Genomic DNA, 22,694 nt, shown 5'->3' on the forward strand with positions numbered 1-22,694 from the left:
TTCCTTCTGCGCTGCGGCGTAGGCATCGAAGTCAGCGAGCACGAAATAGCGGTCGGAATTCATTAAGTCATTTACCAGCGGCGCAAACAAATGGCAATCGCCGTTTGAGAACCTCCCGTCCCGCAAGCCGTCCAACACCTCACGCAGCAGCGGACTCTTATCGTAGTAGCGGCGTGGGTTGTAGCCGGCCTGTTGTAGATCACTGATTTCCGGCGCTGTCAGGCCGAAAAGGAAGAAGTTCTGTTCACCCGCCTCTTTGCGGATTTCAATGTTCGCACCGTCCAGTGTGCCAATGGTGACGGCCCCATTCATCATGAACTTCATACATCCGGTGCCACTTGCTTCGAAGCCGGCAGTGGAGATTTGCTCGGAGAGATCGGCAGCAGGATAGATGCGCTGCCCGAGCGAAACCGAGTAGTTCGGAAGGAAGATGACCTTTAAAAGATCTTTTACCTGGGGATCATTGTTGACCAATTCACCCACCTGACATATTAGTTTGATGATGAGCTTCGCCATCGTATAACTGGGCGCAGCTTTTCCTCCGAAGAGAAACGTACGGGGCTCGAGGTCTTTCATCGTACCGCCCTTTATCTGGCAGTACAGCGAAAGAATATGCAGTGCATTCAAGTGTTGGCGCTTGTACTCATGTAGCCGCTTTACTTGCACATCAAACATCGACATCGGATCCACATCGATGGACATCGTCTCCTTAATGTGGACGGCAAGCCGGCTCTTCGAAGCTTCCTGCGTCTTCCGCCAGCGATCGAGGAAGCCCCTGTCCTTGGCAAACGGTTCAAGCAGCTTCAAGCCGTACAGGTCCTTGTGCCAGCCTGTTCCGATGGTCTCGTCAATCAATCCGGTAAGTTCTGGATTGGAGAGCATCAACCAGCGGCGCGGTGTAACACCATTGGTCTTGTTGCTGAACCGTTCTGGAAAAGCCTCGTAGTAGTCATGCAGAGTAGTTTTCTTCAGCAGCTCCGTATGCAATTCCGCAACGCCATTGATCGCCTTGCTGCCAACAACGGCAAGATGCGCCATCTGTACGCTGCGTTCACCGTCCTCTCCGATGATGCTCATACGCCGCATCCGCGCGTCGTCGTTGGGATAGTGGCAACGCATCTCATCCAGAAACCGACGATTGATCTCAAAGATGATCTCAAGATGTCGCGGCAGCAGATTCGCGAACAGGTCCAATGGCCAACGCTCCAGCGCCTCGGGCAAAAGCGTGTGGTTGGTGTAGCCAAAAGTGGATTGCGTCACGCGCCACGCATCCTCCCATCCCATCGCATGCTCGTCCATCAGCAGACGCATCAGCTCCGCAATGCCAATCGAAGGATGCGTATCGTTCAACTGCACAGTCCATTTTTTGTCGAATTCTATGAGCGGTTTTCCGAGCCCCAGGTGCAGCCGTACCATATCTTGCAAAGAGCACGACGTAAAGAAAAATTGTTGTGTCAACCTCAGACGCTTGCCTTCGACCTTCTCGTCCGGCGGATAGAGCACTTTGCTGATGGTCTCGGATTCCATCTTGGCGCGCACCGCGCCCGTATAGTCGCCGCTATTGAACACGCCTAAATCGAACGAATCGACTGCTTCAGACTTCCACAGTCTCAAGCGGTTGACCGTGCGTGTCTTGTAGCCCGGAATCGGCGTATCGAATGGAATGCCCTTGATCTTATAGCCAGGTACCCATCTATGGCGCATTGCAGCCTTGTCATCCCTGTACGTTTCGGTATGCCCAAAGAGCCCTACTTCCACCGAAGTGGAGGCGCAGATCTCCCATGGATTGCCGAACTGCAGCCATTTATCCGACTTCTCTACCTGCCAGCCATCCACGATGTCTTGGCGGAAGATACCAAACTCATAACGCAGGCCATAGCCGATCACCGGTATCTCCAGCGTGGAGAGCGAATCAAGAAAACACGCAGCCAATCGACCCAATCCACCGTTACCCAGACCAGGCTCAGGCTCCTCGGCGGCTATGGTCTTCAGGTCGAGACCCAGACTGTTGAGCGCCTGCTCGATTTGCGTCGTCAAATCCAGATTCAACAGATCGTTCTGTAGATGAGGCCCCAGCAGGTACTCGGCGCTCAGGTACGCAAGAACCCGAACATCTTCCTGTCTGTAGGTTTCAACCGTCTCCAACCATTGATCCATCAAACGATCGCGAACGGCAACCGAAAGCGCATGATATTTATCTATCAGGCTGGACGACTCCAACGGTCTGCCCACGCTATGCGTCATGTGATTGCGGAACGAAACGGCAATCTCTTCGGCCGTTGTACCGGCACGGTTTTCGCCGGCTAGTGTGTCTGTCTGTTGCTGCTTGAGGCCCTGGGTCAACGGAATCCCCTGCTCTTGTTCTCGCATGCGTTTCAATTTGTTCTCCACAGAGCGCTAACACTGTCTACATCTACATTATGGGATGCAACCAAACCGCTTCGGATGGCTCGTTCCGCAAAGCTTGCAAAAGAACACGTTGTCTACATCAATGCCCCCTACTGGACCCGAAATTTTCGTCTTTTTCATAAAAAACAAAGCCGTTGCACTTGCGAGCAACGACCAGCCCAGGATCAGGAAGCAATCGCTATAGGCGAGCAGAAATGCCTGGCGGCGGACCGCAGCGCCGATGGCGCCGATTGCGCGCAGATTGGCTGAATACGAATCCCCGCCCTGAGAGAGGAAGTAAGCTGCTGACTGTTGCATCCGCCCCTGCACGGCAGCTGAATAGACGGTCTCCGATTCTCCGATTCGCTCGGAATGGAACCGCTCTCTTACAGAAAGCAGTGTGGACAGTCCGGCGATCCCGATCGATCCGCCGATATTGCGCATCATGTTGAAGAGCACCGATGCCGAGCCGCTTTCACGTCCTTTGGCCATGCCGGCTGTGGTGACAGCGGAAAGAGGAACCATGATGAGAAGCTGGCCCAGCGCGCGGATGATAAGCGGAATGTAGAACTGCAGTCCTGCAAAATTGGAGTCGAGATGAGCAGTAAGGAATGAGCTACCGCCAAAGAAAAGAATCCCGATTCCGATAATGATTCGCGTATCGACAAGTTGCATCAACTTCGGTACCAGAGGGATGACAACGAGGTCCCAAGGCCGAATAAAACCCAGCATATCCACCGCCTACAATAACAATTCTCTTCATGTCAATCCTCACCCTGATGCGGGGCGACCTATGACCTGTGATCCGCATCAAGCCTGTTGTCCCTTCGTTCTCACTCAATTCATCAGCGTCTGGATGGCGTTTCAAGTGAGGTGCTTACGTCGCAACTGCCTGTCGTAGTCGTTAAGACCGAACATCCTATCGTCTTGTGACACCATGTCAAGGTTTTCTTTGGATGAAGGCGCTCGAGACGGATTCGGGCAACCATGATTCATGGCGCCATCTCTAGCCTCGTCTGAATGGATATCGACGTCGGACGCAAAAAAGACTTCCAGTCCAGCCAAATTTCCATTCTCGGCGGCATCAATAAGGGTAGCCAGAAGTCGCCGCTGATCTGTCGAGCTTGCGCGAGCTCGACGTTCCTCAGCAATATGTCTGCGAGCACGAGTGAGCAGCTGTCGAACATTTGTTTCATTCAGTTGGAGGATGTCGGCTATCTGACGCGATGAATAATCGAAGGCCTCTCGAAGAATATATGCTGCTCGTTCTGCCGGGCGGAGTTTCTCGAGAAGAATCACGACTGCGACCTTCAACGCCTCCTTACGCTCCACGCCCCGGCCTGGGGCAGCGTCGGTAGCAACCGGCTCTGAAAGCCACGATCCGACAGAGATTTCACGGCGTGATCGGGCTGACCGACATACGTTAATACACATTCGCGTTGTTATTGTCATTAGGAACGCAGGAGGATTGAGGACCAGGCTGCGATCTGTACTCTGCCACCGCAACCAGGCGTCCTGGACGATATCTTCCGCTTCAGCTGCGCTTTTGAGCATACGGTAGGCGATCCCGAATAGATTGCGTCGCACTTCGAGAAACGCCGAAACCCCATCATCAACTTCACTGGTCGTTGAATTAGGTCGAGTATGCAAATCGGCTGGAAATAGAAAATCGTCCGATGTTGCGTTCCGTATTCTCTCAAGCTGAGTCACCAGATACTCCTCTCCACGACTGGCATTGAGAGGAGTATCTGGTTTGTTCGAGCCAATCGTAATCCCCATTCGGCTTAGCGGATTAGCCTCTTTAGGATAGTGAAGGGATACCTCTACACTTGTTAAGGAATCTGACACATTCCTCGCGTAATGTGGTGGAATGCCACTGCATCCTCTGAACTACCTCTTTGGAGGCAACTCTAAAAGTCTTCTCCCGAAGATTCGGGAGTCAATGGAATATGCTCCAGGTCCTAGCACGGAGATTATTCCGCTACCGACTAAAGACGTGACCAGCTGAAAGCGATTGCCACCCGCGGACACAAGGACGCCTATGTGGAGAAGTGCCGAAAGAATCGAAAAGTACGGAGTCAATAGGCCAAGACACATGGACAACGCAGTCAAAACAGACCCGACTATCATCAAAGATGAAGTCCCTAACGCCCAGCGATCGGCCGCGTTGATGACTATCGTTATAGCTACGGAAACCCGCAACACTAGGAGCGCAACCCCCACCATCCCCGGAGGAAACATAGAGAATAGTCTCTGCACACGAGAAGGCTAACGATGTCAAGTCGGCTGAGCAATCTCGAAAGTAGGGTTCGCTAACTATCCATTAGGAGCCTGAATTAGCGACGCTCCCAGCATATTGTTGAATTTCCGGATTTCTTTTTAAGGCTGAGTCGATGAGTTCTGGAGGTCATGAAATAATTTCGCCATTGGTTTACCGTCTGCTTCTATGTGTCTTTCTGAGTTTGAGCTTTTGCCAACCGATCTTCGGACTCAATCCTGATTGGCGACTCTCTCAATATGCGCATTCCGTTTGGCGCACGCAGGATGGCTTGTTCGAGGGAACCCCCACTGCCATCACCCAGACTACGGACGGATATATCTGGCTTGGCACTCAATCAGGATTGTTTCGCTTCGATGGTGTCCGCTTTGTACGGTGGGTTCCGCCGAATGGAAAGGACTTGCCGTCTCCGGAAATCACCGCCCTTTTCGGCGCATCCAACGGAAGCTTATGGATCGGAACAAGCGAGGGCCTTGCGCATTGGCAGAACGGCAATCTGAGATACCCCAAAGTTAGGGGATTCATCGATGCCATTCTTGAAGATCACAAGGGTGTTATCTGGACGGTCCGCACTCGAATCCGCAATGTGGGTCCCCTCTGCCGAGTCACGGAGAATATCGTGCGATGTTATGGAACGGCAGATGGGATTCCGATGCCCCATGCCGGAGCGCTAATCCAAGATGATCAGGGTGGGTTCTGGCTGGGAAGCGATACGACACTTCTACACTGGCGAGCGGGACACTCCGAATCGTACATTCAGCCTGGACTCTCCGCGGCGAAGGGATTGGCCGGCGTGCAAGCGATCGCTAAGAATGCCAACGGAGATTTGTGGATGGGGATGGTTGTAAATGGTCCAGGCTTGGGTCTGCAACAACTATCCAACGGAGTAATAAAGCCATTTGTCACTCGAGAGCTTGACGGCAGCACACTGAATGTCAATGTTTTGACCCCAACTCGCGGCGACGGCTTGATAGTAGGAACCCAGGGGCAAGGTATTTATCGCATCCAAGGTGGCAAAGTTGACCATTTCAGCGTGGCGCAGGGGCTTTCCAGCGACACGATCAATAGTATTTTCGAAGATCGCGAGGGCGATCTTTGGGTAGCTACGGGCAAAGGACTTGATTGCTTCAGCAATCGAACGGTACTCAGCTTTTCTTCCCAGGAGGGTTTGAGTGCAGATCGAGTGAATTCGGTCTTCGCGTCATCCGACGGAACCATCTGGATTGGAAACCGGTACGGATTGGACTTTATTCGAGGTGGCAAAGTCAGCTCAATCCGGGCAAAGGACGGTCTGCCGGGAACACGGGTCACATCACTTTTAGAACAGCGTCCGGGCTTGCTGTGGGTTGGAGTAGATAACGGGCTGTGGATCTACGAGGGCGGTAAATTTCGCGCGGTGCGGCGGCCCGACGGAACGCCCACTGGCGTAATCGTTGCAATGGTTCAGGACGTGGATGGCAGCCTCTGGACGGAGGCACTTGGATCTCCTAAAAATATACTGCATATTCAAGGACGGGCGATCACGGAGGAGATCTCTGTTTCCACAGGGGGTTTCTCAATTGCGGCCGACCCTCACGGCGGAGTTTGGATCGGGCAAGGACGAGCTAAAGTAGCCCTGTATCAGAAGGAGCATCTAGATATCGTGCAGCTCAGCGCTACGGCTAAAGGTGCCACCACGGACCTTTCGATCGATTCTCGAGGTTGGTTGCTGGCGGCGGTGTATGACGTTGGCATCATTGGCCGACGAAATGGAGTGGTGCAGGCTCTGACCGAAAAGAATGGTCTTCCCTGCGAAGGTATGTATAACCTGAGCAGAGATCTCAATGGAGCGCTTTGGTTGAGCACAATGTGCGGCCTTATCCAAATTTCTAAAGAAGAAATAGAGAGATGGTGGGTTGATCCAGAAACAAAAATTAAGTTCCGAACTTTCGATGCACTAGACGGAGCTGAAACGGGTCAGGCGCTGTTTGGACCCGGTGTCACTCGGTCTCCAGACGGGCAGCTTTGGTTTGCGAACCAGACATCGCTACAGATGATCGACCCCGCTCATTTGAACGTGAATTCCATACCACCTCCCGTTCATATTGAAGAGATCATCGCTGACCGCAAGCGATATCTACCTGTGAAAGGCTTGCGTCTGCCGGCACTCACTCGTGACCTTGAGATCGACTACACAGGGCTCAGTTTTGTGACGCCCAAGAAAGTGGCCTTTCGTTACAAGCTCGAGGGCCATGATACCGATTGGCAGGAGATTGGAGCGAGACGCCAGGCGTTCTACACTGATCTACCTCCTGGCAACTACAGGTTCCATGTCGCTGCGAGCAACGGCGTCGGCCTATGGAACGAGGTAGGCGACACTATCGATTTTTCCATCGCGCCGACTCTCTACCAGACGATGTGGTTCAGGATACTCTGCATCCTGGCTGCGGTTGTGGCCTTATGGCTCTTCTATCTCATTCGATTGAAGCAGGCGACTGCACAGATTCAAGAACGACTCGATGCGCGACTGGAGGAAAGGGAGAGAATCGCACGCGACCTGCATGACACGCTCTTACAGGGATTCCAGGGTCTGATGTTGCGCTTTCAAGCTGTCATGAAAACTTTACCCGCGGATGGTACGAGCCGCAAAATGTTCGAGAACGTGATGGAGAGGGCTGATGAAGTGCTGCTTGAGGGGCGCGAAAGCGTGCGAAATCTTCGCGAAGACGGGATACCGGATGGCCAACTGTCTGAAGCTCTAGCGGGTTGCGGTGAAGAACTGGCCCAGGATCATCATGCCGCCTTCAACCTTTCAGTATCTGGAACACCCAAAGTACTCGATCCCGTCTTTTTCAATGAGCTGTATCTGATCGCACGCGAAGCTCTGTTCAATGCTTTCAAACATTCGCGAGCCACAAAGATTGAAGTTGAAGTGATCTACGACTCGGCCCGACTCTCCTTAAGGATTCGTGATGATGGAATAGGAATGAGTCAGCAGATTTTGACCGAAGGAAAGACGGGACACTGGGGACTTCTGGGAATGCGGGAGCGGACGCAAAAGATCGGCGGACAGATAAAGCTTTGGAGCAACGCGGATGTGGGCACTGAAATCGAAGTGACGATTCCAAGCCAGATTGCCTATCGGGACTACCGCAAAAAGACTTTTTGGATTCGTGTAAAAGAGATAAGCAGAAAATTACGAGGTATAAACCTATGACAAAAACAATCAAGATTCTCGCGGTGGACGATCATCCTCTGCTACGCGAAGGAATAGCCGCCGTGATCGAAGGCGAAGAAGACATGGAACTTGTCGCCGAAGCGACGAATGGGCACGAAGCTATCAAACTCTTTCGCGATCATCGTCCTGATGTGACGCTGATGGACTTACAAATGCCAGGTATGAGCGGTATCGATGCTATCGTCGCAATACGAGCCGAATTCCCAAACGCTCGCTTCGTCGTCCTTACAACCTATCAGGGAGATGTGCAGGCTCTTCGCGCCTTGAAGGCTGGGGCGTCAGGATACCTTCTCAAGAATATGCTACGAAAAGAACTGTTGGATACGATTCGCGCGGTGGATGCCGGGAGGCGCAGGATACCACCTGAGATAGCGGCGGAGCTCGCAGACCACGTAACGGAAGATGCTCTCAGTGATCGGGAGGTCGAAGTGTTGCGGCGAGTCGCAACCGGAAACTCCAACAAGATTATTGGCGCGCAGCTGTCTGTTTCCGAGGCCACCATCAAGGGACACATGAAAAGTATTCTCGCTAAACTTGGGGCAAATGACCGCACTCACGCGGTAACCATCGCCGTCAAGCGTGGCTTTATAGATGGCTAGCGGTGATTTCCGTGGCATCTCGATGGTGCAAGAGAGGTAGAAGAAGAAGGGCAGGTATTGGTCGGTCGTGAGAATCGGGGTCCTCAGGTATCCCTGGCCTGACAGATCCTGGCCTCAGCGGTCTTGTTCTCGATCTCCAGATAGGCTGAACCGTCGACAAGCAGCGGCCGTAGGCGCGCGGAGATCCTGAGGCTGCAACGAACGACTCACCCTGATTGCCACGTTGTGATTTACGACTCGTGTCAGATACAAGAACATTATGGCGTCACAAACTGCTGGCATGTTCTGTCATAGTCGTACGAAGGCGACATCATTTCTTCAGAGCAGTCGAGTGGAAGTTAAAGTCGGTTGCTGAATTGCTGCCCACTATTGGCAAATGGGATTGAAAGAAGCGAAGCGATCCGCCCGACACTTCAGGGCAAATGGTCGTAGTTGCGGCCGCTAGGCACGTTGACTTCATTGGGAGCATCATATGGATTCGCTAGAGTACAGGGAGCAGGGACCCGCCGCTGCCCCTGCAGAGTCAGCGGGCTCTGATGAACTGTTATCGTCGTGTTTGTCTGTGGAGTGGCCGAATGAAGTGCAGGCTCGATTTAGGTGCATGCAAGAGCTCATTTGTCATCTGCTGCTAACGAATCAACAGTTACGTATGCAGTTATCTGTAGCGAATGTATATGAGTGCGATGCTTCACAAGAGCTGCCAGCACAGTCAAACAATTTGCTCTCAACGTCATCGCCGCGGCGAGGTGAGCGCGCTCATGCTCAATCTTTTCTCAATTCTCCTCCAGGTGGGATAACCGGCTTATAACGACTGGCAAAGAATTCTCATGCAGCAGTGAATGCGAACAACAGAGGCGTCTTTGTAGGTACAGAGAAGGAGATTGGATACAAACAATGGTGAAAACAACATGAAAAACGAAGTGATTGACAGTGCCTTAGAGCCTCGACACCCGATCTGTTCTCAACGGATCGGTCACAAGAGATTTGACGTAGAGATTCAACGTTCTCCAACTACGCGGCATTGCATCCTGTGCGTCGACGACGAGGTTGCCGGAACGAGAATGCGTTGTGACCTTCTTGAACAGGAGGGCTACTCGGTTGTTCTATGCAATCATCCCCTTGAAGCCCTCCGCTGCGACTTGTCCGCATTTAGCCTTGCGATTGTTGATTTCGAGATGCCTGTGATTAATGGTCGCGATTTGTTGTTACGTCTAAGGGCCCTGGGCGCTCGATTCCCAGTCGTCCTGCTCAGCGGATCTGTAGATGATCTGTCCGATGACGACCGTATTCTTTTCTCTCGCTGTATCAGCAAGGGAAGTCCTGTACAACGATTGTTAGATACGCTCGTGGAGTTTCTGAACTCAAATGAGATTCCCGACTTTGGCGCCTGACTGCATTATCCGATATCTGCATTATGGCTTGCAGTCAGACGGCGGACCATACATTTGAGCAACTTCGACCCAGGCCGGCCGCCGCCGCCGTAGGCGAGATGGCACACTCGCCCTGCGGTTACGCTGTTAGCTAGGTTTCAGGGTCGGTCTCATCGGAGACCACATAGGCATTTGGAAACAAAATGTCCCATTCGAACCCTTCGAATGGGACATTTTTGATGGCATGCGAACCCCAGAACAGACTCATTTCACTCTGGGACATACTCAGTAAAAATCTGAGTATTAGTTATTTACACGGGGAAAGAGTCACTTTCATTTTATCGATCTCCACTTTCATCGAAAGTGGCTCCGTACACTGCCGTGACGCGACACCTCCCGGCTCACCGTCGACACAGGCCGCTGCAACCCTTTAGCGATCTCACGAATCGACGAACCGGAAGCAATTCCTCGTGAGATGTCTTCCCGCTCGGCCAGCGTCAGCGTTCGCGGCGAACGCCGACGAGCAGCAGGAACCATCCCGCCGCGCTGCGTCAACAAGAACCGGATGGAACCATGGCCCTTACCAAAGTCGCGGCCAATCTCATGCAACGACTCTCCCGCCTTCCAACGGCGCCGCATGTCGATCCGCTGCTCGGTGGAAAGCCTGTCCCGTTTTCCTGGTGCCATAAACACCACCTTTAGAAAATGAATTCATATCAGATGGTGTTGCATCGACCGGTTGAGCCCGCCGGGGATTTCGGCAACTTCAATCGTGGCGAGTCAATGCAAGACCACCCACAAGTCGCCAACGCACCTTAGTATGGAATGGATCGCTCTCGCGAGAGGCTCGATGCCCTCTGACGAACCTAACGGCTGTATCTACCTTTGGATTGAGGAAACTGCATGATCAACCGCCGACACGTATTGAAGGGGATGGGTACGCTTGCACTGGGTCCCACGCTCCTGCCTCTTGCAACTCTTGCGCAGGCTGCACCGCCCAAGCTGACGCTGCCTCCGCCAGGTGCCGACGGATGGATCTCGCTAATCAATGATCGCGACCTGACTGGCTGGTATTCCATGCTTCAGAAGAGCGGCAAGGGCGTGGCGGAGAAGAAGCGCATTGTCACTGTCGAGAACGAGATGCTCCACATCATGGGCGCTGACGTGGACGACACCCAGTACGAGGCGGGCTACCTGGCGACGCACCAGGAATTTGAAAACGTGCGCATCCGCCTGGAGTACAAGTGGGGCGTCAAACAGTTTGCGCCGCGCACGATCAGCAAGCGCGACAACGGGCTGCTGTACGGGTTGGTAGGTGAAGACAAGGTATGGCCGCGCTGCGTGGAGTGCCAGATTGAAGAAGGCGATGTGGGCGACTTCTTCCTGGTCGACGGTGTTCGTGGCGTGCAGTCTCCGCATGGCGCTGGGCTCTTCGGCCAGGGCTTAAGTCCGGCCCATGGCTGGCCTGCGCCCGATAGCGATGCCGCCAAGGCCGCCGGCAAATACAGCACGGAAGAGCCGAGCACGGGCCGCAAGATCAAGGACGGAAACTTCGAGAAGCTGGACGATTGGAATACGGTCGAGGTGCTCTGGCAGGGCGACCGCGCCGCGCATATCATCAACGGCCGCGCTGTCAACACCATTACACGGCTGCAGCAACCGGACCCAGCGAATCCCGGCAGCTTCATCCCGCTAACGCGTGGCAAGATCGCCCTCGAGATTGAATACGCCGAGATCTGGTTCCGCAGACTCGAGGTCAAGGCCATCGGCTGATCGCACCACCCCCACACAACGCAGATCCGTGATGAGGAAGGCTAAGTACGGTGAGGTCGGTTTCTCGGCAGTGACCCTTGCCGCTTGAATCAGTTGTTCCCGGAAAACGGGTTATCGGCAACTTCGCATTCTGGGGCCGCACCGCCCTTGAACTTGCCGGACCAGACTAGACTTTGCGAGAACCACCTCATCTTGTCGGTAGTCGGCCAGATGTCAATGAGTGGCGCGAACGCCGAACGTGTTGGGTACAATCTCGGTCGGGGATATGAAGTCATGAGCAGACTCTTTTGCAGCTTCGCGGCGTTCTGGTTAGGCACCACGGTCATGACGGCTCAGATCCCGAACGCGACCAAAGAAGTCGGTTCTGTAGAGGGACATCTGACTTGTAGTGATGGCAATGTTCCGGCTCGCAAAGCAACTGTGAGCCTCATTCCCCTGTCTGTGTTCGTCCCCAGATCCCAGAGCCCACAATACCGGGCGCTGAAGCCTCTCGAAGCCATTACAGACTTTGATGGTTACTACGCCTTCCCGGCAGTTCCTCCCGGAGACTACATAGTTGACGCGCGAAGTCCCGGGTATGCCAACGATCTCGACCTGATTCGAGTTGTGTTTGACCGGTTTACTGATGAGCAGAAGAGCAAACTGTTGTCTGGATTTCCGAAGATAACCGTCAAGAGCTTCGTGACCGCACGCAAAGATGTGACTATTCATCGTGCAGGAGCGATAACGGGCAAAGTGAGCGTGGATACAGGTGGCACAGTAGCTCAATTGAACGTGGAGGCTACATTAGTCTCGAGCCCAATACTTGGGGATGTAGACGCTCACGAGAAGCCGAATATTCCGCCCTTCTCTCGACGGAGCCCTATTGGCGACCGCGGTGAGTTCCGTATCGCAGGCCTGCCTGCTGGGAGCTATCGCCTGAGTGTCAGACTCGCAGAAGCATACTTTGATGCCCTTCCATCTGCTGGACCGAACGGAATTGAGGTAAAACTTCGACCGCAACGAGTCGGCACCGCAGAACTTACTGTGTATGCGCCCTCTGCTACCGAGATTTCAGACGCCAAACTCGTGGAGGTGAGAGATGGAGATGAGGTCTCCGATTCAAATATCAGCATTCCGATGGGCCGTCTGCATTCAATCACTGGGACTGTTGTAAGTAGCGGCAGAGCAGTTCCCGGAGCAGAAGTGAGTATCCAACGCGAGGGAAACGAGGTGCAGCCTTCAGGGGCTTTATCTGACGAAAACGGGAGCTTCCGCTTTGATCTGTTACCTGGAGGCTCCTATATTTTGGTGGCCACTCCTTCGCGCATTTCGGATAGCGGCGATTGGACCGGTGTGGGAAGGACTACCATACTCATCAACGACCGCGACGTGGCCGATGCAGTGATCCAGGTTACCGATAAAGATAAGTAAGACAAACTGAGGTCCGAATTTACTCTCCGCCGCCGTAGGTGTATTAGTGATGAGTGCCAATGACTGGTTCCCGAAAAAAGGGTTTCGGCATGTACGAGACAATCTCGTCAGTCTGCGGTCGGCGTTTTCTAAACTCCACGAGTGCGGTGGAATCGGTTCGTCATCTGGGGCGATTCACATGAGCGATAAGTCCGCATTTCGGACAAGTGCCTGCCGTTCGCAATTGGCTCCATCAGGAAGATAACCGGCAATTGTTTTGAGTCAGGCCATAAAAGCAGGCGGTGAGCAAAAACCGCCCGCCTTCGTCGCGGTCCGTGACCCAGGCCCTTACTCGTCGACTTCACCGCAAATTGGGCTGACAAACAAAAGACCCTCCGTGGTTGGGTTGATGTCGCGTTTCAATTACAGAGGCAATTCTGAGCTATGACAACACAAACAACATCAAAGACAACCGAGACGATTGAGCATCATATTCCCAGTTCGCTACTGACGCGAAAAGTTCGCGTCACCATTGTTGGGTGCGGCGGTACCGGCAGCGCCATCGCGTGCGGGTTGCCTTATCTCCATCAGTCCATGATGGCTCTGGGTCATCCCTATGGTCTCGATGTCACTCTCGTCGACGGCGACGTAGTTTCGCATACCAATTGCGTGCGCCAACCGTTCAGTGTAAGCGATATTGGTCTCCATAAAGTCATCGTCCTGACCAATCGCATCAATCTGTTTTGGGGGTTTAACTGGAAGGCGGTTCCCCATTTTCTGGACGAGACATGGCGGGAGGAGACCGACATCCTAATTGGTTGTGTGGATACTCGCGCAGCCCGCAATAAGATGACTCGGTCCCTGGCCTACGGGCACTGCTCCTATGCGCTTGACATCGGGAATAACTATGACAGCGGCCAGTTCATCTTGGGACAGCCGAAGAACTCACGAAATAACAAATGCCGCTTGCGTTTGCCAACCGTTGCAGAGCTATTTCCGGAAATCATCGATCCAACGCTGGACGAGAAAGATGATCTGCCGTCATGCAGCGACATTCAAGCATTGACGAAACAGGCAGCCTTCATCAACCAAACACTGGCATTTCAGGCTCTCGCTATGTTGGCGAAATTGTTTCGGGAGGGCCGCCTCTCGCATCATGGATGCTTCTTGAATCTCTCTCAGGGAAGGATGGTCCCTATACCTATCAAATATGCCGGGAAGAAAAGATCTTGATCAATCGCAAAGTAGTAGAGTCCGCGTTGTTCGGCTGATCCAATCTCATTACACCCTGCCGCCACCTCGAGCGGAACGTGCCTGTTGAATACGGTTGATCTCCTCGCGCAGCGAAATGTTTTGTCGCTCGTAATCCGCCATTCGATTCGCTCTGTTCCGCTCTTCTAAGACCTGCCGGCCTATACGGCTAACTTCGAGGGCAAGCTGCCGGTTTTCCTTCCTAAGCTTTTCCACCTCACGACGTAGCTCAATGATTCTCTGCTCTTTCGCGTCGGGCGCAATCATCACGCGACCACGTTTTTCCTTAAGCATTTCAAAACGATCGTTGACTTCGGGAAACGACCACTCACCGGTGCGCATTTTTCGGACAACTGTATTGATGTTGACGCCCGCTTCCCGAGCCAGCGTCATCTTGCTCCAGTCGAATCCGGAAGGTACTACGACCGTGTTGCTACTCTCCATCCGGTCAAGCGCCTCGAGCAGTTGGGATCTAGTCTTGATGATGCGGTTTGCATGATGCCGGCGTAGACCCGCAAGTTTCTTACCCGAAGTCTTCATCTCAAACTCCGCAGAATCGCGCCACTCACTGCATGGATATCCCGTATAGCCTTCTGATAAGGCATGCCCTGCGGCCTGTCTTCCATGAGAACCTCACAGTCATTTCTCACCTTTGTCCAGTAGGGCTTGTGCTCGAGCGTGATAATCGAGTTGGAACATGCTCCTGGATTGCAGTGCTTGAGCACCGGCCGGTCTCCATCGGTACAAAGCGCAGATTCAACGTGGAACCAACAGTAGTTGGACGAAGCGCAGGGATAGATACGTTGTCCTGCTTCTACCAGGTCTTTTATCATTTTCTTTCGAAGATGGCCGCCAGCTTCTCCACGAAAGTCCTTCTCTAAGCGGCCTTCAGCAATCGCCAGGTCCACTTTCTTTCTCAGGCGAACGCCGCCGGGACCCGCCAGTTGATCTGCCCGCAATGCTTTGTCAAAGCTCTCGATGGAGACCCTATCAGTTTCCTCCTCCATGAGCATCCACAGTTCCAGATCATTCCCAACGTAATAGTCGGTCATCGAGAGGGAGATGTGCTTAAAGTGTTCCTTTAGAGCGAGCAAATTCGTTGTATCGTATCTGACGACGTATCTTGCAAACGTGCGTCGAAACATGTGCGGATGGATGTGATAAGTCTGCCCGCGTGAGTTCTTCAGACCGAGCATCGTTACATAGAGTCTCAATCTCCGGAGGATCGTGGGCTGTAACAATGGAGCGGAGGTTCGATACCGCCCATAGGTCGATGGTATCGGCAGCCATAAATATGGGGTCCTCGCGTGCCGGCGCACGTTGCTTCCCAACCGCTCCAACACTTGGACCGCCTTGGCGCAAACGGGTCCTCCCAGCCACTTGGCCTCACGGCCGTCGGGGACGCCTTGCATTTTGAAAACGCGACTGTGCAGCCACACCAAGGACGGCTGCTCCGGGTGGGTTTCTGTTTGACAGCAGCCCTCTCGCATGGAGAGCAACTCACTGAGGCGCATGCCGGTGGCGAACGCGATCAACACAAAGCATGCAGTCTGGAGATAAGACAGCTCCGTACTCAACTGCCGTAGGGAACGCACACCCTTTTCGAGTCGGGTGCCAGCAAGTTGATATGTTTCCAGTGTCTGCTGACGTAAGCAGCGCGTACCAAGATGTTGAACCTGAGCGGAACCGCGGTGTATCCCGAAAGCTTCAACTCGTTCCGACATCTCCAGCAGGTAGGGGGCGTATTGCTCAACGTACTGAAGCGATGCACGCACCAATGGTCCGAGGATCTCCTCGGGAATGATCTCAGTCTTGCTTCCAAACGAACGGGGATCTTTTCCAGCGACCTTAGCGGCGGCCTCGCCCAGTAACGGGTCAATCGTCAACCCATCCGTCATTACGCCCCTGTATTGATGGAGTTTCTGCATCAGCTGAATACTTCTGTATCTTCCCGCTCTGCTGGTATCGGAAGACATAAGGTTTTGAATGTAGTCCTCACAATGGTGGGGCAATACGTCCTTGAACCGAAGGATCGGATTGGAATAACTCGTCAGATAAACGATGAACCGCTTCAAGGGCTTAAACAAGTTCCGTAGAGTTGCAGGTGCAAGAGCTGGCCCGTCGACCGGATGCCAGCGCACGGCGTAGATGAATTGCTTCGATGCCATCAGAAGAGATCGGAATTGCGCATCCGTGAATAGGCCTCCGCCCGGCATTTTGAAAGACCAAAATATCCGTTTATCGTGGCCACCAGCAGCAGGATTTCGGTTCTCATTCGAAAAATCCCATATGTGATCGGAGAACCGTGAGTTCAAGGACACTTGGCGGTTGTCAACCCGCAGGCCGCGTGGTCGCGCCATCCATGCCGCCGTGGCCGGCAGCCGGTTGGAGCTACGGCTCACCGCAGCACTCCCTTTGCTATGACAAGCGCGCCGTCTTCGAGTTCTTTCGCCTGTCGCATAGCCGCTTCTACCTGCTCCGGGCGAAACGCTGAGATGATGTTGTCGTTGAGGATTCGCACGCTATCTCCGTAAACTTCATCCCAGTCTTCCGGCTTCATTTCTGATCGCAAATGCAGGAATCGATTGCGAGTCGCAATGACCCAGGGTAGGTCCTCGAGAAACCATAGACCATTCGGGCAGCTGAAGCATGCATGAAACGATGTACATAATTGCCCTTTCCGCTCGCCGATCTGTGGCGAATCGTATGGGTTGCGGCACGTCCCGCAACCAGTGTCAAAGCGACCTTCGACAATTTGTGCAGCCTGTGGCTTAGGTAAATTCAACCGCTTGATGCCAACCTTTCGTGTCTCCGGGATAACGGTGACGCGTTCAACCATGCGCTCCTGCGCCTTCTGAATCACACGGGCATTGAATTGTTCGCTGATCTGATTGAGCACGTACCTTATGGTCGTGGAGAAGTGCGCGTGCTGAAGAAACTGGCGGACCTTTCCCAAATTGCCACCCGTTTGGAGATAGAGCAGCGTGGCTGCGGAGGGACGAATGTTGGACAAGTTGAAATGTGGCAACTGGTGTCGATCACGGAACTCCTTCACTCGCCGAGAAGACAGCCGTGGCGCTGTATAGGACGAAATGAGCCGGTGTTTGAGCAGCGTATTCTCACTGAAATAGAGAAAGAGCTTTTTGTTTGCAGGAGTATCTGTTTTCAGTGCAAGCGGCTCCGTATATTGGCGCACAAACTGGATCAGTTCCACAACCCCCATCTGTTTGCGTCGATCGACACGATGAAGCTGCTTCTGCTGTCTCCCAGCCCGTGGTTTGTCCCACACGCAATAGAAATATTCTTCATCAATCTCATGCGGCACAATGCAATCTCGCTCCAGCCTGTACAGTGCGTCGGAGTTAATGCCTGAACGGGCGGCAATGAGGATCATGAACGGTATGAGCTGCTGGGCACTCGTGGGCACGTCACCGGGCTCGTAGCCTTGTCGGATGGCAATAATCTGCTTTGTAGCCGCGGCCAGTATCTTCTTAAATGTGGCCGGTGACAGCGCCTTGGAAGTTGGCCGTTCGTTTCCTACGCCGGGAAATACATTGCTCGGGGTGGAAAAGCCCGGATCAAACTCCGTTGGGTAAAGCCGCTTAGCCTGACGCAGTAACCAACAGCACATCGAGAGAGATTGTGCGGCTGATTTCCTTTTAAGCCGGCGTTTGACCAGAAGCCAGATCGCCATCTCCTTTAGAACATCCTGATGTAACTGCCGAGCGGATCGCACGTCGGCTTGAGTCTTCTTGCGATAGTCCAGGAAGCGACTGAAGAGCCGGAGGTGGTGCGCGTGAGCGGTCAGCGTGGCTTTCGGTTGGCCCTCTTGATGCACAATCCAGAAGGCATTCGCCAGCACACGCGCTAGCCGAGGGCGTGACGACAAGAACGTGAGCCTTATGGTGAAAGGTTTTTCTCCCGACCTCTGGAAGGTCTGCTCAAGAGGTACGTTACCGGTTCGGATCTGGGCAAGGTCATGCTTCTGAATCTGCTCTTCATCGATGAGTTCCCAGCGTCGACCTGCCCCGCTCTTTCGCATAGATCAGTCTTCCAATAACCGCTCAACGAAGCTGTTGTGTTCAGTGACCAAATCGCTCCTCATACGCTCGGTCACGTGGAGGTACCGCTCAGTAGTTGCCATGCTTGCGTGCCCCAGTTCCATCTGAAGCGTCTTCAAAGGATTCGGCGCGCCGATGTCCTGAAGGTATGCGAGTCGCTCGACTGCGTAGGCATGGCGAAGTAGGTGTGGCCAGATATGCATACCGGTTCGTTTGCAGTTGGTCGAGAACACGCGATTGATTGCTGGCGTTTGAAGCGGTTTCCCTTTTCGTCCGAGAAAGACAGTGCCGGAATGCTTAACGCCGCGTGCGCACTGCCGACGTTCCATATGGATGTATCTGGCAATAGACCGCAGCAGACGCACGGGGAACAAGACCAGTCTCCACTTCTGTCCTTTGCCGAGGATCTTGACAGCGACAGTGCCTCTGTCTATCGAGGCAGGATCCTTAGGGAGTGCTTTTAAAGGCAGTGCGCACACTTCCGCGGAACGCATACCGGTAAGCCAAAGCACCTCTGCGATTAGTCGGTCTCGCCAGATACGAAAGCTCTTTATGAACTGCCGCACCTCTCGGCGCGGTGGGATCTGTGGCTCCGCCATCCGTTCTCTCAACCTCAAGTCACCTCCCGCAATCTGACCGGCATTCGGCTTGGCGCGTGGCTTAAACTCGCTGAAGTTCCGGTAAGGAATTCGACCGGTTCCCAATTCAAATGGAAGTGCGTTGATCCAACCTTGCTTCTGGGCGAACTGGTAGAACTGACAGATTACTGACAGTTTGTGATTGATTGTGCTGCGTTTGAGCGGACGACCTGTTTGAAAACTTGCCTCCGAGGCGAGAATATTTCGATAGGTTGCGATGTTCAGTTCAGTGACATTGCGCCATCCAAGACCGACGTTCTGACAGAAGCTCAACCAATCGGCCAACTGATATGCGTAGCTCCGCCATGTTTTCGGGGATCTGGTCGTGCCACTGACGATGCTCATCCTTGTCAGAAAGGCATTCGGCTCCAATTCCCATCGCATCTCTGAATCGAGCAGAAAAGGCCGCCCATCTTCATCAAAGAATAGATGCATATGAACCTCAGACGAAGTTGATCTGATTTTGCATGACACTCACTAGAGTGTGAGAAGATCCCGCCTTTGAATAAGAAATTGCAGAGAAAAAAGCAAAGTCTAATACATTGCTGGGCAGGGGAAGGGGGAAACAGCCCCCCTTCCCCTGCACCCCATCCCCCGAAACTACTAGGGCAGAATGGAGTCATGCATACGACGGGAATAGCTTAGATAACGTCAGGAGCCGTTCATCAATCAGACGCTGGCATTGAATGCGCTTGCGATGCTGGGACAGCTCTTTCGTTACGGCAAGCTCAGTTATCACGGAGCATTCTTCAATGCGAGGACCGGCCAGACGAGCGCGCTGCCGGTCGATCCTACATTGTGGTCGAGGACCAGAAGGCGCGCGCGGAAGATCGCTGCGTAGTTTCGAGACTATGTAAGACTTCACGGCGGCTGCGGCGGTATGGTGGAGACGTACCGGAGACTGCCCATGAAGATGAAGCTCGATCCCGACCTGGCGATGGAAGCCAAAGCCCTTGTTGCGCTGGCCTTTCGCAATGGCCCTATCGAAGACCTGCACGCCGGGAAACCCTGCGCGGTTTGCAGGGGCAAGCCGGAGGTCTCCCATCTCTCCGACGACGAGATGAAGGTTGTGATGAAGTCGGCGGTCGATGCACTGTACCGCCTCCTATGGCAGCGAGACTACGATCCTGTCGCCTACAACGAAGCGCTGGCGTTCGGACGCCGCAACACCATTCACTGGGATGATCCTGAACTCAAGAAGCCGAGGAGAGGGTCACGCCCGAAGTGACCTACTCACCCGGAGAGACTCATGTTCAAGGAGCTTGCCCCCTACCTGCGGCAGCGCGCAGTCCTGCTGACCGTAACCCGCCTCGAAGACGATCAGATCAGTGTCAACATCATCCCGAAGAAGCTGCAGGATAGTGAGAACACCGCGCTGACCACACCGTTCAAACTCACCGGCACCGCCGAAGAGCTTGACCGGGACCTGCCATCTTCCATCGTTGACTTCGTCGCCGCTCATCTTCAACTCAAGAGCACGCTTGAAAGAGCGAAGGCCGAGATGGATGCTGCCGGAAAAGCCGCCCAGGCCGAAGCGCGTGCGAAGAAGCTGCCGGCGAAAAAGGAGCAGCCGAATGCAGAGCCTTCGAAATCCGTTGCGGCCGTGAGGCCGGTCGAAGTTGCCAAGCCGGAACCGCCGAAGACCTTCAGCCTCTTCGATACTCCCGCCGCTGAAACCTCGGTTGCAGAAGAGGTGGATGAGGAAGAAGAGATTCTCGCCGAGGCCGCAGAAGATCAGCCGATCGAAGAGGACGATGAGGAATTGGACGAGGCCGCGTGAAGCGGCCTTGTTTCTCTTCGAATGAGCAAACGACATCAGCCTGGGGTAGAAAGAGGTAACAGAAAGGAGATCTTATGATCCTTGAGACCAAGAAGGCGATCCTCAATAGCGGAGATTTTCTCCCTGCGAACGAGGTCGCGAAGCTCCCAGGAGTCAGCGCCGTCAACCCTACCCTGCAGCCGAACAAGTGGAAGCGCGATCAGGATATCTTTGCGATCCGGCAGGGGAGAGAAGACTACTTCCCGCTGTATGCGCTGAATCCAGACGACCACCGGCCCCGTAAGCAGATGGCGGAGATCCTTCGCATCTTCGGCGACGCCAAGGACGGCTGGGGACTGGCCTTCTGGTTTGCGGCTCGAAACAGCTTCCTCGATGATGAGCGCCGCCCACAGGACGTGTTGGCGGTCGACCCGGATCGGGTGATCGTAGCGGCTAAGGACGAGATGGCCGGAGTGCAGCATGGCTAAAGGGTTGCCGGGTACGGCGCACCCGCTGAATCGCTCGACGCCAGATGGGTCTCGTGGGGTGCGGGCGATACGAGTTCAGAGATCACAGACGGAGTGACGAATGAATCGAAATTGGAAGAACGTCACCGACTCTTGGCCGCAGCAGAAGAGAATCCAGTTAAATCTTGTGGATCTTTAGCCGCCGAATCAAAGCGATTATCTCTGAGCGTCTGGGCTCCAGGGCCAACGGTTCGTCAGATACGACTATTAATGGAGGGTCAGGCATACGCTGGCCGAAGAGCATGAGGCAACGCCCTGCGTCATCTCTCCGGGATCCATAGGCAACGGCCTGCGCCCCGGGGCGCTGTAGATAGGCTGCTTGAGACCATGCTCTGGTCTCCGCATAACAGGCTGGAAGGCTGTCGATCAACTGAGCGCGAGTGAGATTCTGAAGTGCAGGCAGATAGGGCGTGTGGAAGCTCACACATTCGAGTGGTTCGGGGAGGATCACCTGCGCCAGATGGTAGTACCGAAGCTCGTCCTCATCGAAGGACCCAGGCGGATTGAGCGGAATCTCATGCAACACCGATTCGATATAAGCGCACTCCGGCGTACTGGCCACATAATACGTGTGTAACCACGATCCATCATCGGCGCGGATGGGAGCAAAACGAGTGTCGCCCCATCCCTTCGAAAACGAGTCCGCATGAGTGTGATGGTTCTTGGTGCTGTATACGTGGAACCAGACCGGCACGTCGGAGTGCTTCACCGAGACCGTAGTAAACGCCTCCGACGGGCCAGGTATGGGCAATCCGCAGATCACGCTACATAGCTCCCTTGCCGTTTCTTGAGAGCATTGAGCAGATCGTCAAGGCGGTCCAGAGCATCTTTGGGAGCGACGGGAGTTGGACCTTCAGGCCCGGGTTCAAAGATCCAGCCGTTGGGAAAGTGAAACCACGCAGCGAGCTTCCAGGAATCAGCCACCGGGCCAAAGGCCTTCAAGATATCTCGGATCACCGGCAAGGGCTGATAGACAGCATCGAACTCGTAGCGAGGAAAATACTCCTTCCCACCGAAGTTGACGCTGAAGATTCGCCCACGCCGCTTCCAGTCGCTGGCCGGGAGGGATCGATTCGAGGGAGGCTCCGGCTGCAGCTGGTTCAACATTTCATTGGTGAGCCATTCTTCTTCGCGAAACATCGTCCGAATGGTCTGCAGCCGATCAAGGCGTTCCTCGACCAGACCAAGGTCGGGCTCAATCAATCCGCTCACAAGTCCGGCGAGTTGATCCGCCTGATCCAGAATGGCCGTCTGCCCAGTGCTGAGAACGAGATAGACGGCTTGCGCGATCCCGTGGCGGACCGAGGGTAGAATCGCGGGATCCGTCCCTTGGGGAAGAGCTAGATCTAGGACAAACGTGTTCCCGGCGCCCTTGGACTTCGAATCAGTGATGGACGAATTCATCTTTCGCCTCCTGCCAATACTGCCATAATAATACTCC

Annotated in this window: 18 protein-coding genes and 2 pseudogenes; 10 read left to right on the forward strand and 10 right to left on the reverse strand. The window is 54.0% G+C overall.

Translation table 11 applies throughout. The features are described 5' to 3' along the window. The 3 genes from BDD14_RS27935 to BDD14_RS27945 all read right to left on the reverse strand — a co-directional run. The coding region (locus BDD14_RS27935; RefSeq protein WP_130424666.1) for a glycogen/starch/alpha-glucan phosphorylase at positions 1-2,370 on the reverse strand (2,370 nt) is incomplete at its 3' end. Between the two features lie 48 nt (positions 2,371-2,418). Beyond that, entirely contained in the window at positions 2,419-3,066 is a 648-nt protein-coding gene (locus BDD14_RS27940; protein ID WP_130424349.1) for an MFS transporter, read from the reverse strand. A gap of 186 nt (positions 3,067-3,252) precedes the next feature. Further along, on the reverse strand, positions 3,253-4,167 hold the full coding sequence (locus BDD14_RS27945) for a sigma-70 family RNA polymerase sigma factor (protein WP_130424350.1): 915 nt from the start codon (positions 4,165-4,167) through the stop codon (positions 3,253-3,255). 614 nt (positions 4,168-4,781) lie between these two features. On the opposite strand from BDD14_RS27945, the pseudogene BDD14_RS34835 reads away from it, so the two are divergent. The 4 genes and pseudogenes from BDD14_RS34835 to BDD14_RS27960 all read left to right on the forward strand — a co-directional run. Next, positions 4,782-5,126 (forward strand): annotated as a pseudogene (locus tag BDD14_RS34835) (two-component regulator propeller domain-containing protein); the annotation flags it as partial. A 372-nt stretch (positions 5,127-5,498) separates the two neighbouring features. Further along, positions 5,499-7,862, forward strand: coding sequence for a sensor histidine kinase (locus BDD14_RS27950; RefSeq protein WP_242618349.1), 2,364 nt, complete (start codon positions 5,499-5,501; stop codon positions 7,860-7,862). Beyond that, a complete protein-coding gene (locus BDD14_RS27955) occupies positions 7,859-8,482 on the forward strand; it encodes a response regulator (protein WP_130424352.1) in 624 nt (207 codons plus the stop codon). The genes BDD14_RS27950 and BDD14_RS27955 overlap by 4 nt, the downstream gene beginning before the upstream one ends. A gap of 881 nt (positions 8,483-9,363) precedes the next feature. Continuing rightward, positions 9,364-9,873 (forward strand): response regulator, encoded by a 510-nt coding sequence (locus BDD14_RS27960; RefSeq protein WP_130424353.1) that lies wholly within the window; start codon positions 9,364-9,366, stop codon positions 9,871-9,873. A gap of 336 nt (positions 9,874-10,209) precedes the next feature. On the opposite strand, the pseudogene BDD14_RS27965 reads toward BDD14_RS27960, so the two are convergent. After that, positions 10,210-10,539 (reverse strand): annotated as a pseudogene (locus tag BDD14_RS27965) (helix-turn-helix domain-containing protein); the annotation flags it as partial. 216 nt (positions 10,540-10,755) lie between these two features. Between BDD14_RS27965 and BDD14_RS27970 the strand changes: the two are divergent. From BDD14_RS27970 to BDD14_RS27980, 3 genes are all read left to right on the forward strand, one after another. After that, complete coding sequence (locus BDD14_RS27970) at positions 10,756-11,625, forward strand: 3-keto-disaccharide hydrolase (protein ID WP_130424357.1); 870 nt, start codon at positions 10,756-10,758, stop codon at positions 11,623-11,625. Between the two features lie 273 nt (positions 11,626-11,898). Beyond that, positions 11,899-13,038 carry a carboxypeptidase-like regulatory domain-containing protein gene (locus tag BDD14_RS27975; RefSeq protein WP_165420359.1) on the forward strand — a complete coding sequence of 380 codons (1,140 nt, stop codon included), beginning with the start codon at positions 11,899-11,901 and terminating at the stop codon, positions 13,036-13,038. A 423-nt stretch (positions 13,039-13,461) separates the two neighbouring features. Then, positions 13,462-14,250, forward strand: a complete 789-nt coding sequence (locus BDD14_RS27980; RefSeq protein WP_130424361.1) for a PRTRC system ThiF family protein — start codon at positions 13,462-13,464, stop codon at positions 14,248-14,250. A gap of 48 nt (positions 14,251-14,298) precedes the next feature. On the opposite strand, the gene BDD14_RS27985 is transcribed toward BDD14_RS27980, so the two are convergent. The 4 genes from BDD14_RS27985 to BDD14_RS28000 form a co-directional block, all read right to left on the reverse strand. Further along, entirely contained in the window at positions 14,299-14,808 is a 510-nt protein-coding gene (locus tag BDD14_RS27985; RefSeq protein WP_130424363.1) for a hypothetical protein, read from the reverse strand. Further along, positions 14,805-16,196, reverse strand: coding sequence for a tyrosine-type recombinase/integrase (locus BDD14_RS27990; RefSeq protein WP_165420360.1), 1,392 nt, complete (start codon positions 16,194-16,196; stop codon positions 14,805-14,807). Before BDD14_RS27990 ends, BDD14_RS27985 begins: the two co-directional genes overlap by 4 nt. A 470-nt stretch (positions 16,197-16,666) precedes the next feature. After that, a complete protein-coding gene (locus BDD14_RS27995) occupies positions 16,667-18,310 on the reverse strand; it encodes a hypothetical protein (protein WP_130417035.1) in 1,644 nt (547 codons plus the stop codon). A 3-nt stretch (positions 18,311-18,313) separates the two neighbouring features. Continuing rightward, complete coding sequence (locus BDD14_RS28000; RefSeq protein WP_130417036.1) at positions 18,314-19,402, reverse strand: tyrosine-type recombinase/integrase; 1,089 nt, start codon at positions 19,400-19,402, stop codon at positions 18,314-18,316. 472 nt (positions 19,403-19,874) lie between these two features. Between BDD14_RS28000 and BDD14_RS28005 the strand changes: the two genes are divergently transcribed. The 3 genes from BDD14_RS28005 to BDD14_RS28015 all read left to right on the forward strand — a co-directional run bounded on the left by BDD14_RS28005 (position 19,875) and on the right by BDD14_RS28015 (position 21,214). Continuing rightward, complete coding sequence (locus tag BDD14_RS28005; RefSeq protein ID WP_130424367.1) at positions 19,875-20,195, forward strand: hypothetical protein; 321 nt, start codon at positions 19,875-19,877, stop codon at positions 20,193-20,195. A gap of 21 nt (positions 20,196-20,216) precedes the next feature. Beyond that, complete coding sequence (locus BDD14_RS28010; RefSeq protein ID WP_130424369.1) at positions 20,217-20,747, forward strand: PRTRC system protein E; 531 nt, start codon at positions 20,217-20,219, stop codon at positions 20,745-20,747. A gap of 74 nt (positions 20,748-20,821) precedes the next feature. Next, a complete protein-coding gene (locus tag BDD14_RS28015) occupies positions 20,822-21,214 on the forward strand; it encodes a hypothetical protein (protein WP_130424371.1) in 393 nt (130 codons plus the stop codon). Positions 21,215-21,371: 157 nt separating this feature from the next. Here BDD14_RS28015 and BDD14_RS28020 read toward each other — a convergent pair whose 3' ends face one another. Then, a complete protein-coding gene (locus tag BDD14_RS28020) occupies positions 21,372-22,016 on the reverse strand; it encodes an RES family NAD+ phosphorylase (protein ID WP_130424372.1) in 645 nt (214 codons plus the stop codon). After that, complete coding sequence (locus BDD14_RS28025) at positions 22,013-22,657, reverse strand: hypothetical protein (RefSeq protein ID WP_130424374.1); 645 nt, start codon at positions 22,655-22,657, stop codon at positions 22,013-22,015. Before BDD14_RS28025 ends, BDD14_RS28020 begins: the two co-directional genes overlap by 4 nt. Positions 22,658-22,694: the final 37 nt, after the last annotated feature.

Source organism: Edaphobacter modestus (genome assembly GCF_004217555.1).
Lineage (GTDB): Bacteria > Acidobacteriota > Terriglobia > Terriglobales > Acidobacteriaceae > Edaphobacter > Edaphobacter modestus.